9 protein-coding genes and 1 pseudogene are annotated in these 13,609 nt (G+C 44.8%); 4 read left to right on the top strand and 6 right to left on the bottom strand.

Annotated features, from left to right (window positions below):
• The first annotated feature begins 174 nt into the window (after nt 1-174).
• Nucleotides 175-804, top strand: a complete 630-nt coding sequence (locus EXU57_RS09775) for an alpha-ketoglutarate-dependent dioxygenase AlkB (protein WP_133268023.1) — start codon at nt 175-177, stop codon at nt 802-804.
• 249 nt (nt 805-1,053) lie between these two features.
• Here the strand turns inward: EXU57_RS09775 and EXU57_RS09770 are convergent, their stop codons facing one another.
• Nucleotides 1,054-1,929, bottom strand: a complete 876-nt coding sequence (locus EXU57_RS09770) for an HRDC domain-containing protein (RefSeq protein WP_133268022.1) — start codon at nt 1,927-1,929, stop codon at nt 1,054-1,056.
• Between the two features lie 301 nt (nt 1,930-2,230).
• Here EXU57_RS09770 and EXU57_RS09765 point away from each other — a divergent pair, with 301 nt between their 5' ends.
• Nucleotides 2,231-3,199, top strand: coding sequence for a nucleotide kinase domain-containing protein (locus tag EXU57_RS09765; protein ID WP_133268021.1), 969 nt, complete (start codon nt 2,231-2,233; stop codon nt 3,197-3,199).
• Nucleotides 3,200-3,501: 302 nt separating this feature from the next.
• Here the strand turns inward: EXU57_RS09765 and trxA are convergent, their stop codons facing one another.
• Entirely contained in the window at nt 3,502-3,819 is a 318-nt protein-coding gene (trxA, locus tag EXU57_RS09760; RefSeq protein WP_133268020.1) for a thioredoxin, read from the bottom strand.
• A gap of 28 nt (nt 3,820-3,847) precedes the next feature.
• On the bottom strand, nt 3,848-4,384 hold the full coding sequence (locus EXU57_RS09755; RefSeq protein ID WP_133268019.1) for a sigma-70 family RNA polymerase sigma factor: 537 nt from the start codon (nt 4,382-4,384) through the stop codon (nt 3,848-3,850).
• A gap of 587 nt (nt 4,385-4,971) precedes the next feature.
• Here EXU57_RS09755 and EXU57_RS25590 point away from each other — a divergent pair.
• Nucleotides 4,972-5,718 (top strand): annotated as a pseudogene (locus EXU57_RS25590) (DUF4386 domain-containing protein).
• A gap of 407 nt (nt 5,719-6,125) precedes the next feature.
• Here the strand turns inward: EXU57_RS25590 and EXU57_RS25760 are convergent.
• Together EXU57_RS25760 and EXU57_RS09740 are read right to left on the bottom strand one after the other, a co-directional pair.
• Entirely contained in the window at nt 6,126-6,254 is a 129-nt protein-coding gene (locus tag EXU57_RS25760) for a hypothetical protein (RefSeq protein WP_262708550.1), read from the bottom strand.
• A 219-nt stretch (nt 6,255-6,473) separates the two neighbouring features.
• Nucleotides 6,474-7,673, bottom strand: coding sequence for a hypothetical protein (locus tag EXU57_RS09740; RefSeq protein WP_133268016.1), 1,200 nt, complete (start codon nt 7,671-7,673; stop codon nt 6,474-6,476).
• 621 nt (nt 7,674-8,294) lie between these two features.
• Here EXU57_RS09740 and EXU57_RS09735 point away from each other — a divergent pair.
• Nucleotides 8,295-10,226 (top strand): DUF5060 domain-containing protein, encoded by a 1,932-nt coding sequence (locus tag EXU57_RS09735; RefSeq protein WP_207955448.1) that lies wholly within the window; start codon nt 8,295-8,297, stop codon nt 10,224-10,226.
• A 250-nt stretch (nt 10,227-10,476) separates the two neighbouring features.
• On the opposite strand, the gene EXU57_RS09730 is transcribed toward EXU57_RS09735, so the two are convergent.
• Nucleotides 10,477-13,254 carry a family 43 glycosylhydrolase gene (locus EXU57_RS09730; protein ID WP_133268014.1) on the bottom strand — a complete coding sequence of 926 codons (2,778 nt, stop codon included), beginning with the start codon at nt 13,252-13,254 and terminating at the stop codon, nt 10,477-10,479.
• Nucleotides 13,255-13,609 lie beyond the last annotated feature (355 nt).

Genomic DNA, 13,609 nt, shown 5'->3' with positions numbered 1-13,609 from the left:
CTCCCTAAATGCGCCTTGCTGCCGTCTCGCCTGTTAATGTCCAGGGCTTAATATTCCTTACCTATTTCAGGCCTCCGCAGATCTTGGCTCCAACATCATCCGGAAGCTGGAATGATTTTACTATCTGAACCTTTCTTGGGCACTTTCGTTTTACAAATGATCAATCATTAACATATGGAAGCAACAGTACCTGGATTTATACTGCACAGGGATTTTATAACTGAAGAAATGGAAGCAGCATTAATGGCCGAAATAGATGGTCAGAAATGGGTTGTTGACTATGACAGAAGACTGCAATACTACGGTTACAGAAATGAACTCGAAAAACCGTACGATTTGGTGGCCTATCCTGTTCCGATGCCGCCACTCATTCAACAACTTTCAGCGCAGATCGTAGAGCGCCAGATAGTGGTTGTTCAACCCGACCAGGTTATCATCAATGAATATCAACCGGGACAAGGCATCAGGCCGCATAAAGACAGGAATTACTATGATAACCAGATCTGTGGTATCAACCTCGGCAGTGGTTGTATTATGCGGTTTCTTAAAGGTACGGAGGTGGTAGATATCGAGGTTCCGCGACGTTCCTTATATGTCATGCAGGATGAGGTTCGCTATAAATGGAAACACGCCATACCGCCCAGGAAAAAAGACGTGATCGACGGCAATGTTCAACATCGGGACAGACGGTGGTCAATCACCTATCGTAAAGTAAAAATGAATAAGGTGAAGCCATTAAACCCGGAAGGCAAAGTAGCCGGGATGCTCAAGGACATCTATGATATCGACGTAAGTCGTTCATAAATTCAGCATCTACTGCTGTTGGTGCTGTTGCCAATGAGACGTCGTTTACGAGTAATATGTACGCACTTTCGTGGATGATGATTATAACTTTTAAACATCACAAGTTATTCAGATCTTATCTGTAGGATGCACCTAAGGCTTAGCCAATAGGGATGACCTGCAAACAGAGGGTAAGGTTTCGTGAGTAGTACTTTGCAGGTGTTTTGAAGTATGAACAACATTTCTAGGCAGCAAAAACGAGCTGAAATTTCAGCTCGTTAAGATATTTTTTATCTCGCGATTGATGAAGCTTTTTTCCTGTGAATCGCTTTTGTAAGTTCCAGGGCAGTTCCTAAAAGAAGAAATACATTCAAAAGTGTCGCCGGACCTTGCAAGCTCTGCAACTAGATCCTCATCAAAAATATAGTATGGAGGAACGTTCCTCTTCTTTGCCAGTTGATCTCTTAGTTCTAAAAGCTTGAAGAACTTACCGTTCGTCGCTATATTAAGGTCTCTGTACTTTGGTTTTAATTTAGGTGCTAATTTGTTGGGTGGTGTTTTTTCAATGGCTGTATTCTTTTCATTTAAAATTTCTTCTTTTTGATCCGCATAAATTACCTTTTTTATAATGGTATAGAGTTTGAAATTATAAATCACATCATTAGCAGCGTACGCCATCTGCTTATCACTTAACTTTTTTGCACGCCAATTGGATTTTTGTTCATCCTTGGTTAATGTTACGCCAATTAATTCTTTAATGATCTTTATAAAAGAACCTGACTCAAATCCCGCCAGTTTCGATGCCACTTGCAGGTCATATAAACCCTGAAGGGATAATCCGCAGCTCTTCAGAGCCTGGATATCTTCGCTCGCGGAGTATACTAATTTTATAATATTACTATCCTCGATAATTGTTTTGAGTACGGTAATATGCTTGATTAAACATACTCTTATCAGGTATACTTTGTCTCCATCAAATATTTGAATGAGTTCGAGGTTCATTCCATATTTTGTCCGCATATTATCAAACTCAGTATCAAGTGCAATCACCTGGCAATGCTTCAATATACTAACTGCTTCAATTAACTGCTCTTCATCATCAACCTGTACAATGGGTACGATGTCAGCGAGGGATGTTCTGTTCATACACTGTTTAAATCTTGCTCTATCCTTAGGAGTTGTAGGTGTTTTATAAACGTGAAAATTACGAAACTTTGTGCCAACTTACCGCCAGGCACGCTGAGGATCACGTTTAACGCCTTACTTGCACCTCTAAAATAATCAGGAAAGGTGAAAACAACCTGCAAATGCGTTCCGAGCATTACCTGCAGGAACCTGACCGCGTTAGTGGGAGTGGGCTTTATTTTGTTTGCATGAAGGTCTGCCCGGCTTGATCGATTGGAGATGGTAGTAAATGAAGATCGTCGAATTCATGAACCAATGCGCTATGAAACTTAGAGATGAAACCTATCGATACTACTTCTACTTTATACAGGAAAGAATGAACATCTTCTGGAGAAGATACGAGGGTTCAGAAAGCAATCTGACCACTGATCCTATTCTTGCCAGCTATAAGTTCACCAATGTTTATCGCGCATTGGACCGGGTTAGCCAATACCTGATCCAACACGTGATTGCCAGCAAAGAACGGCAGTTTTCTGATGTGGATAACCTGCTTAGGATTATCGTCTTTAAGATCTTTAATAACATTAATACCTGGCAATACCTTGAAAGCAAGCTTGGAGAAATAAGCACCAAAACCTTCAATGTTGACCTGATCACCGGCTTATTAGACGAGCGGATAAAAGAAGTCGCCATTTTTAGTCCTGCCTACATGATGACAGGTTCTCACAGTAGTTACAACATTTATCGACGCAAGCATGAAAAATGGCTACGAATGGTAGAGCATGAACTGTTGCTCGGAAGGGGGTTCGAAAGAATTGTTCTGTCAAAATCATTGGAAGAAGTATACCATATCCTCCTGCAGTGTTCTTTCATCGGCCCATTCCTGGCGTACCAATATGCGATTGACTTTAACTATTCTTCAGTTATCAACTTCAGCGAAAACTCGTTTGTAAAAGCCGGGATTGGTGCAATCCGGGGTATAAAAAAGTGTTTTTATGATATGGGATCCTCTTCATTCGAGGACTGTATCAGATACACCCAGGACAATTTTGATGGATATCAACAACGGTACGGGTTTACGGATTTTAGAAACCTGTTCGGGCGACCTCCACAACTTATAGACCTGCAAAATTGCTTTTGTGAAACCGACAAATACCTGAGGGTTAAGATGCCTGAACTACTGGTTGGAAACACCAGGATCAAGCAGAAGTTCGACAAGCCCAAAGCGCATATCCGTTATTTGTTTCCTGAAAAGTGGGGAATAAATCAATATATCAACCAGGTTCACTAGATCCACCAGGGATGTAAACGCTTGGTCGGAGCGCACCACCTTTCCGGGGCTCCCTATCTGCATCATTTTATGTTGGGCATCGCTGATTTCTATGGGCTGGAATGCCAGGGCTCTACGCTGTACAAAGGGCTGTAAAAGGGGCTCCAGGTCTACAAGGGAGACAGGCGTGCCGGGATCGCTGGGTATACAAAAGACTGTATATAAGACCCCGGCATGACGGAGTGCAGAGTCCTTCAAACTTGCTTAAGGGATGCATGAGTCGGTTCCACTTTTCCTGCCATCCTACGGTTGTCCGCCAGCACTCATAGATGTGCTTCTATCTTCTTTACAAAATTTGCCTTTGGCTGTGCGCCCATGAGTTTGTCGACCACCTGTCCGTTTTTTATAAACAGGATTGCCGGGATAGACGTAACCCCGTATTTGATGCTAACCTCCGGGTTGTAGTCAAGGTTTAACTTACCCACATTCACTTTTCCTTCGTACTGTTTGGAAAGGTCGTCAATTACAGGTCCAATTGCCCGGCATGGACCACACCATTCTGCCCAAAAATCTACCACTGATAACTTGTCGCTTTCCAGCACGTTGGACTGGAAATTTGCGTCCGTGAATTCTAAAGCCATTTTCTTGTATTTAAATTTTTAGTGTTGCTTAAGTTAAACGAGCATCGTTTTCAGGAGACTGTTTGGAGCAGCATTTGAGCACTTCTTCCCTCAGTTTTTCTCTTGCTCTTTGCACCCTCGATTTTGCCCCTGAAAGCGTTATTCCAAGTTTTTCAGCCACCTCTCGTTGTGGTATGCCTTCGATTTCGCTCAGCATAAAAGCTGCTTTATATTTCTCCGGAAGTGTATCGATGCCAGGTTCTAAACATTGCAGGCAGCAGTTCTTAACCACTTCCTCCTCTTCCCTTACCTCATCTATTATGACCAGGTTGTTTACGTCGCCGGAACTTAGCACCGGTTTTCTGGATATCTGACGGTAATGGTCCGCAACCGCATTAGAGGCCAGCCGGTTAAGATAGGAAGGCATATCTTCAACGGCGCTTATCCGGTCAATATTCTTAATGATCTTTAAGTAAACATCCTGCAACACGTCCAGGCATTCATTGTTGTTGTTCATCTTTGTGCAGATATATCCCTTAAGCTGCTTATCAAAACGCTCCCAGATTTCCCTTACTTTATCTTCCATTCTAAGCCCTTTAATTATATAAACGGTAGTTGTTCAAAAAAGACGCAAGTTTCAACCGGAATTTTTATAAATCTTGGTTTATGGTTTTTAAGAGCCGGATTTTACCAATACACTAAACAATGTCTTTTTGTTAATGGTTTTTGGGTGCCTGGCAAAACTACATGCCGTTTAGCATCGTTGCGCAATGCCCACCATTTATCGGACGGTCGCACTCTTTGAATAAAATAGCTATACCTAGATAATAGAGCTGTGCACAAGCTTAATCAAAAGGCATTGATACACTATTGGCAGTTAGTATCCTCCTCCGGTTTTCTATCAGCTTTCCTTTGCTTATTAGAAATAAAACCCGTGGTTTCCCTCGCGCTTGATAGGGTTGTAAAAGCAATTCCCAGCAGGACAAATTTTCCAAATGCCAGACCTGTCTGGGTGATTGTTGGGCGCCCTGGTTCTTCTCCGAAACAATACAGAGAGCTGGCTCCCTCGTTTGCGCAATAACATAATTTCTTACCCGAAGTCAACGAGATCAGGAAAAGAGCGAAGTAGTTTCGTCATCGAACAGGATCACCAGTTTCTCAAAAGATAATTAAATGAACAAAATACCTTCTATTAAAACAACAGCAAGAACAGCAGGATTTATTTACCTGCTCCAAATTCCACTCGGAGTTTTTGGGATTGTCTATATTCCGAAAACGCTGGTCGTTGCCGGAGATGCTGAAAAAACCGTGTCGAACATTTTAGCCAATGAGTTTATATTCCGTTTGAGTACAGTCAGTGCTATGCTTTGTGCGCTGGTAACCATCGCCGCCGCAGTATACATTTACCGTGTACTCAAACCCGTTGATAAGCGCCATGCAAAATGGATAGTCCTTTTCACTTTAATGGTAGCGCCTATTACTATGGTCAACAAACTGAATAATGTTGCAGTTTTACTATTATTGAAGTACCCCCAATTATCACCTTCATTTACATCCGGTCAAATTTCTGCCATGGTTTCGATCTCCTTAGATTTACACCAATATGGTCTCCAGGTTGCCGGAATATTCTTTGGACTTTGATTACTACCCATGGGGTATTTAGTTATTAAATTAACGTATATACCAAAGGTCATCGGCATTTTGTTAATTGTTACTTGCCTGGGATACCTGGTTGACTTCCTGGTGTTTTTTCTAATTCCTGGTACACCTGTAATCCTGAGTGAATATACCTTGCCCGGAGAAGTGCTAATGGTTTTATGGCTACTGATTAAAGGGGTAAATATTAAAAAGTTCGACAAATGGCAGGAGGATCAATGTTTAATGTTGCTTAGACATTCTTTTACTGATCCTGCTAAGTGACTCCGGTGTAACACCAATGTAACTTGCATCTGATATTGTGGTATCCTCTGAAATAAATCAGGTCTTGATTTTAATAAGTTTTGATACCGAAGTGTCGGGGTGTTAATGGTAAAAGCTTCTATTTTTTCCTGCTGTTCTATAAACACCTTTTCCATTAGTTTTCTTGAGATTGTTTCCAGATTTGGAAATCGTTTATATAAAGCTTCTCCTTTCTGACTGTTGCCAACTAATAAGGAACAATCCGTGCAACATTCAAAATAATAAGGCGAGGGATAATTTAGATTGATGTGATTTAAGGATACCACCCATTGTTCGTCAGAAAAAAAGTCGCTGGTTTTCTCCACCCCGTCGAGCAGGTAGTACTGTCGAACGATGCCGGATAAAACAAAATAGGTTTCACTGGAAACCTAGGCTTCTTTAAGTAGAATTGTTCCTTTGCCATATTCCTGGTAGCGCATGGTTTCATCTATAGCCTCAACTTCTTCGATTGACAAAGGCCTAAACCGGGTAAAATGATTTAAAAGTTTGCTGTCCATATTCCTTGCCAGTTTAGGATTTATTGAGCGGGATAAGATCGGGGCCTAGAGCCAAGTTCTCGTACAGTAACAGAAAGTCATACCATTTACCAGAGAGTTGGCGTGTGGTGCAGGAAATCATCGGTCATGGTACCAGGACACCCCGGCAGGACGAAACTCAACCTATCAACTGATCAACTAATCAACCTATCAACTTCCTCCCCAATACCCCATACCCATTTACCGCTTTACATTAAAGTGCAGTTTTGGTCCCCGGTTACGCTTGTCTTCCGAGGCATAAAACGAGGCATCAATAGCGCCTAAGGGACGAATGAGCAAGCCATTTGTCGTACCATCCAACAGGCGCTGTAATACGTGTTTCGAAATGGTGATATTATTTTTGCTGCCCGGAGCCTCCTCCATTTTGGTATCAAAAATCATCTGCTCATTAAAGACCAGGTGATAGTCTTTGCCCTGCATCAGGGTGTTGTAGGTCACTTTGCCTTGTTCCCAGATGGGGTCGCCACCCAGGATTTCAATGACCCGCACCCTTGGAAACTCCTCGGCTAAACCCGGTTCATATGCCTGCGCATAGTTGCCACCCGACGCGGCCGAATAGGTGGTAAATTCAAATACACCGGCTCCTTCAGCCTTTGCGTTTTTAAGCTTTCCGAAGTCCCACCTTAACACCGCCCATTGGTTAGCATTAAGACTTAATATTCTTGCTTCACCATCTTTTTCCTTCACCCGCCAGTCGTTTAAATTTAATCCCGGGAAATCGGAATTGACCAGGGCATCATGGGTAACGTCAAGATGGTTCGAAAAAGTGCTGGTAGCAGGCATCGTGGGATGATAAGGTACCGCGGGACCTTTATCCGGGCCAGCGGTTTTTACATTAACGATATCGGCCTTATAGTAGTCGAGGTCAACTTCGTATTGCCGCGGTCCAAAATCCGTTACACAGAATTGTACATTCAACTGATCACCCGGAACCGCATCTATCTTGTTGGTTGTCATACTGATGACATGCCAGTTAGTGTCCGGCAAATCAAACTCCAGCAGGTCGATGTGGTAGTCCTTTGTTCGTTGGGTGTTCACCATAAAATTCACCCTTCGTGGGGCATTATGAATACGCACCTTTGCCTCTACCCGCAATTCATAATCCGGATCTTTCAGCCGTTTCATGTCTACATCAGTAGCAATGTTTCGTTTGATAAACGTCCAGTACACATTGTGCTTGTCGGTAGACCCATCTACATGCATAGTGGCATAGCCGTCCCTCTGGATCACTTTCAGTGTAGGTGTTCCGTCACCAGTAAAGGGCTGCCAAGCTTTATCCACTTCCTGCTTATCAAACTCATCTAAAAACTGGGCATCACCCACGGTAGGTGTAATAAGCAGCAACAGGAGAACGGGTAGACAAGATTTAAAGTAATTCATGCAAGGATCATTAGGAGAAACAAAAGTAGGCGTTACGCAAAGTAGGACAGAAACTTTTACTTACTACCCAACCTGCGTCAAAGACAGGAGTCAAAATTGGTAATTTAAGGCCATTGTCTTTCGCGCTATATGGAACCGATATAGATATTAAACACCTTTAAGTGCTGTCGTTGTCACTTTCTTTATCTCGGAACAAGGTTTTTCAATGGTCTCGATGAAACGAAGTTCGGCAACGCTAAAATTTATTCGACATGTTGCCAATGCTTCGCATTTGCCTTAATGCAAAGAAAGTAACCCCGCCCGAATGTACCATTCGGTACAGGCGGGCAAAGAAAATTCAAGAAAGGAATGAAACAGCCCATTCCTTTCTTTGTTCCCTGATTAAATTTTAGTACTACTGTGGCTTCAGCATTTACTTTTTATTTCTGTTTTGCGAATCTTCGTCGTCCCGGGGTCTCCATTAAGGGATGTGTGCGATGACGAGCGACTAAGGCATTCTGTAAAAATAGCCGTTAACACTATCCAATGCCTAAACCCCTGGAAAAACTGCAATCGTTTTCAGATGGGGACTGATGATAGGCATCATTATTCTCGTTACATTTCATGCGCAATAATTTTCTTATGAACAACAAACGGTTGCTGCCTCTTCTTTTTTGGATCCTCTTTTTACACTTAGGTTGCCTGCAGTTAAAAGCGCAGCAACCGTCTAGCCCGCTGCATGTATGGGAGATGAAAGAACTCACCTTCAAAGCAGCCAACAGGTATAAAAATCATTACGAAGAGGTGTCGTGCTGGGTAGAACTTACGGGACCCCAATTTGGCAAACGGATTTACGCGTTCTGGGATGGCGGCGATACGTTTAAGGTGCGGCTTGTAGCCACTAAACCCGGGAGGTGGACCTGGAGCAGCGGATCGAACCATCGTGATGATAAAGGCCTTAATAACCAAACCGGGGAATTTACCGCGATTGCCTGGACAGACAAAGAAAAGCTGGAAAACCCGAACCGCCGGGGCTTTGTGCATGCTACCCCCAACGGGCATGCATTACAATACGCGGATGGCAGCCCATATTTTATGGTTGGCGACACCTGGCTGGCTGGCAGCACCTGGCGGCTACCGTTTCGCAATGCCACCACCTCAGCCGGTTACGTGCCCGGTCCCGGTATTGGGTTTGAAGATGCTGTCCAATACCGCAAAAACCAGGGGTTTAACTCGGTGAGCATGATTTCCTCCTTTCCCAACTGGGAGGCCGATTTAAATCCAAGCACCTATCCCGATGAGAACGGCATATTCCTGCGCAATGCCTGGGAAAAATTTGGCTACGACGTCAGCAAAGGGCAGGGCACCGACGCCTCAGGCGGCCTAAGTTATTGGGGCTCCTTTACGGCCAAAAATATGCGCGATGAGTCCGGAAATCTACCTTTTGCGCTTTCCGAAAAACGGAAGGGCCTTTCTGATTTCGACCGGATCAACCCGGCCTATTTCAGGAGCCTGGACAAAAAGATGGAATACATGAGTGCACAGGGTTTTGTGCCCCTGCTGGAAACCGTACGCAGGGATGCGGGGCCATCATGGAACGCTTACTTTAAATTCAACGAGAGCTTTGCGCGCTATGTACAATACATCATCTCCCGCTATGGCGCACAAAACTTCGTGTTCAGTGGCATTCACCTCGATTGGATACCAAAGGAGTTTAGCCTGACGGCAAAGCAGTTTAATGACGCGCTGACTTATCACCTGAAAACTTATGGTCCACCGCCATTCGGACAAATGCACACCAGCCTGATTGATCATTCTACTTACATCACCTTTGGCCATGGTGAGGCGGTGCCTTGGCTAAACATGCACAGCGTCGGCAATAAACCCCGCGACAATGGTTTTTATGGTCCGATGGACTCGTTGTTCAACCTGAAGCCAGCATACCCGGCCATCAATTTTGAACCGTATTATACCGGCTGGAACCACGAGATCAACAAGCCGGGAGGCGAGACCCCGCCAGCCAACTCCGATCGCGACAACTATTTCGCCCGGGCGCAAATGTATGGCTCTGTGCTTTCTGGTGGATTGTCGGGCCATGTACATGGCACGGCTGCTTACGATATTACCAGTACAGGTGAGCCGGCCGGGGCGCGTCCACACATATGGGACGCGTTGCGCTACAAGTCCGGTGCGCAGATGCAACATTTGAAAGCTTTTGTACTATCAGAAGGCGCCCGGTACCAAAACCTGCAGCCCTACCACCAACACCTTCTTCCGCAAAAAGCCGAAAACAGTTCTGTTCGCGGCCTGGACGGGTGGTCGCTGATGATGTGTACACCGGAGCGGGATTTCGCCCTCATCTACTTTGAGAACAAGGCGGTGTTACCCGAGATCAGCGGGTTTAAACCAAATAGCACGTACAGTTTCAAATGGTATGACCCGAGGACCGGCCAGTGGTTGCAAACGACTACCACCAGGGCGGATGGTAAAGGAACTTTCAAGACACCCCAATTTCCCGATGGAAAAAATCCTGCAGCTACCGACTGGGCAGCTAAAATTCTCGAACTGCGGTAAAGACCTCAGGACGCGTAGTGTCGTGTCAGTCTGATGATGTCCAGGGCCTGTTGCTCACATGTCTTAACCCCGCGGGCCAATTTCATAAGGCCGGTGGAGGAAGGCCGAAGCGTATCCACTGTGCTGTTCACACGCTGATAAGGCCACCGACGGGGTTCAGATTGTATTTACAGTCGTTCTTCAGGGAACTAAGTCGACGCCTATACCAGCAAGACGTCGACACCTCGAAGGAAAATAAAACCAAGGTCTTTTACTTATTAAGAATAATGGTTTCAGCGCTGCTCGTAGTACCCCTGGTAATTACAAGTTGATATACTCCGGCCGGTACAGTCGCTGGCAAGTCCAGGTTATAGATTGCAGTACGGCCATCATGTTGAAGCTTTTCTGTTTGTATCCGCTGGCCTGAGCCATTGACAAGCGATACCTCATAACCGCCCCTTGGTTTATTTGTAAACCTGATGGTAAGTGCGCGGCCGGCTATGGGGTTAGGATATACCGCAATACCACTTTTTAGGTCGTTAATGTTCACTTTCACCACCGGGGTTAGCTTGAGCCTGTTCGATTGTTCAACTGCCCTTACCCGGTAATAATGAATACCATTCGACGCATTAAAATCTGTCCATCTATAATTCGTTGTTCGCGAACCGTTTCCTGGCTTTTGTGTGGTTGCAACCAAAAAGTTTTGCCCGTCTAACGACTTTTCAAGTTCATAATGGGCTATGTTTATTTCATTAGAAACGCTCCACTCCACTTGTATATCGTTATTCGTTTTGTATGCTTTAATGGAAGTGAAGGTTACGGGTAATGCAATATTCGGAGTAACCATAACAACATTGGAGTAAGCGGAAACAAAATCCTGGTAAGCAGAGCGGACGCGATAATAGTAAGTTATACCTGGGGTTATCGGTTTTACAACAGTACTGGTATCCGTTAGTGCAAAACCCTCATACCCGTCTACAAAGCTTCCCTCGTTACCGTTTATCATGATGTCGTCGATGTGTGACTGACCGGTTGCAGCCACTGTACTGTTACCAACACTCGTATTCGTATTCATCAACCAGCGTAAGAACACATTGGGTTGATTTTCGCATGCTACTGGTAATACGACCGATGTTAAACTTCCAAAAGTGTAATTATCAAATGTAGAAATATACCCACCCGGAATATCGGTATACGTGCCATTGCTGCCGATCTTGTATTGCAGTTTAAAGTGCCGCGGACCTGTACTGTTGCTCCGCTGTTTCGACGACACTTTTAAATTATAATACTTCAACGTACTAAAGTTTACCTCCCAGTACTTAATCCCGTTGCCCGCATCCCAGCCAGTTGCCTGTGCGGTTGATCCACCATTGCCCGGGGCAGCATAAACACTTGTTGAAGTACCGCTGGCCGTTATTGGCTTACCAATATTTTCTGCGGTACCGCTATTCGAAACATTTGATCCATTTTCAAAATTCCACCCGGCAATTGTGGTAAGCGAATTACTGGTAAAGCCCGGGGTAGTTGAAACATCTAAGAAAAAGTTGCCAACGCCAGGTATGGTGTTCCATCGTGCGACAAAGCTTGTATCGGTAAGTGTTGTTGCGGTTAATGCCTGCGGAACATTTAAAAGCTCCAGGTCCCATTGCTGACCCAATCCCGCGTTGAAGTTTTGTAGTGCCAACTGGGTATTTGGGCTATGGGTAGCATTCGGAACCTCAACCACCCTGGCGGCTGTAAAGTTTGCCAGGCTAGTAAAAACGTAAGAACCGTTTGCCATTTGTTCAATCTTCATCTTCTGGCAGTTATTGTCTAACCAGGTCCATGTTTGAAGCCGGGTACCATTAGCGGAGTTACACGAGGGAACGTCGATCGATTGGTTACCTACGGCATTGCTGATTTTATAATAACCATCGCCAACCGGGGTCAGGTCCCATTGCTGGCAAAGATCGTTGGTCCATGTATTTTGCACGAGTGGTTGCCCGGCAGTACCGGTGCAGCCTTGCGCCTCCCAAACCAATGCGCTAAGCTTACTCGATATTTTATACCTGCCAGCCGGTAGCAGGTCCCTGGTGATCAGTGGCCAACCATCAGCAGTAAATTTAAGTTCTGCAAGATCGAGTTTGGCGTTACCATTTTGATTTCCGTCGTAGTAATGCATGGAGACGATGTTCCGGCCATTATCTTTTAACAGGCCGAAATGGCCCGGTCCGATATACCGTCCACTGCTGGTGAGTACGCTTGTGCCACCACCTGTGCTGCTGTTGCCACGCAGGTTAATCCCGTTCTTATCTAAGTAAGGGCCGGTGGGGCTTGTTGAACGGCCCACAACGAGGTAATAAGTGCTGTTTGCGCCGTTGCAACAACTTGCCCTGTTTGCAAACAGGTAGTAATAGTTTCCTTCCTTTATGATGGCAGGCGCTTCCCATGCAGACCCGCTGCCGCCGGCTACCCTGAATAGGGTTGCGCCGGTTTTTACTTTTCCTGATTCTGCATCCAATTCAACTACCCCCAACCCGTCAGAAAAAGAGCCATAGCTCAGGTAAACCCGGCCATCACTATCCTTAAAAATGTGGGGATCAATAGCGTTTACATTCGAGCTGGCGGATGAAGAAACAACCATGCCTTCATCTGCCCATACATAATTCGGCGAATTTTGGTCCAGGGTAGAACAGGTAGCAACCCCTATCACCGAAGTAGAAGAACCAAAGGTGGAACAGGAATAATAGATATAATACTTGCCATTCATGTAGATGACATCTGGGGCCCAGAAATTACCCGCGAACGCCGGAACATAATTGTTGATCCAGGCTGGCCAGGTGTTTCTTGGGAATACTGTTTTCGTACCCGCTGTCCAACTGAAAAGGTTGTTTGAATAGGCAGCATAGATCCCATCCCCGGTAGTGAATTGCCAATAGGTGTTACCCTCTTTGATCAGGGTTGAAGGATCATGTGAATTTACATTTCCACCAAGTGCGTGGGTTTGTTGTGGAATGGAATTGAAAAAAAGAGTGGCAAGTGCGAACAGGCAGAGCTGGTAGAATTTCATATCATATAAGGAGTAAGTGGCAAGATCAGTAGTACAATAACGACTAAAAGCAGGACAAAAACAACAAGTTCATTTGCTTTGTAGCAAGTGTTTTAAAATGCTGTGATAATTGGTACGTCAACTTACCAGGGTGAAGGTGAGCAATCATTTATTCTAATTGCTACAGAAGGCTTTTGTGCCCCGGGTAAAGCGCTTTTTTTGGAGCCGGGCGGATGGATTTTAATGTGGCAGCCGTTGCGTCGCACTCTTCAATGATGAGATTACGCTGCACCACTGAAAGGAAAATGATATTTTGGTTGTTTTCGCCTCTATATATTAAGCATTTTAGTGCTAAGTTGATAAGTTAAAAAGCACA

The organism is Segetibacter sp. 3557_3 (assembly GCF_004354985.1).
Taxonomy (GTDB): domain Bacteria; phylum Bacteroidota; class Bacteroidia; order Chitinophagales; family Chitinophagaceae; genus Segetibacter.
The sequence above is the reverse complement of the archived record's forward strand: the minus strand, read 5'-3'. Positions and strand labels throughout refer to the sequence as shown.

Bases quoted from the DNA above. Each gene is read 5' to 3' on its own strand.
- EXU57_RS09775 (WP_133268023.1), top strand. From the start codon at position 175: ATGGAAGCAACAGTACCTGGATTTATACTGCACAGGGATTTTATAACT.
- EXU57_RS09770 (WP_133268022.1), bottom strand. From the start codon at position 1,929: ATGAACAGAACATCCCTCGCTGACATCGTACCCATTGTACAGGTTGAT.
- EXU57_RS09765 (WP_133268021.1), top strand. From the start codon at position 2,231: ATGAAACTTAGAGATGAAACCTATCGATACTACTTCTACTTTATACAG.
- trxA (WP_133268020.1), bottom strand. From the start codon at position 3,819: ATGGCTTTAGAATTCACGGACGCAAATTTCCAGTCCAACGTGCTGGAA.
- EXU57_RS09755 (WP_133268019.1), bottom strand. From the start codon at position 4,384: ATGGAAGATAAAGTAAGGGAAATCTGGGAGCGTTTTGATAAGCAGCTT.
- EXU57_RS25760 (WP_262708550.1), bottom strand. From the start codon at position 6,254: ATGGACAGCAAACTTTTAAATCATTTTACCCGGTTTAGGCCTTTGTCA.
- EXU57_RS09740 (WP_133268016.1), bottom strand. From the start codon at position 7,673: ATGAATTACTTTAAATCTTGTCTACCCGTTCTCCTGTTGCTGCTTATT.
- EXU57_RS09735 (WP_207955448.1), top strand. From the start codon at position 8,295: ATGAACAACAAACGGTTGCTGCCTCTTCTTTTTTGGATCCTCTTTTTA.
- EXU57_RS09730 (WP_133268014.1), bottom strand. From the start codon at position 13,254: ATGAAATTCTACCAGCTCTGCCTGTTCGCACTTGCCACTCTTTTTTTC.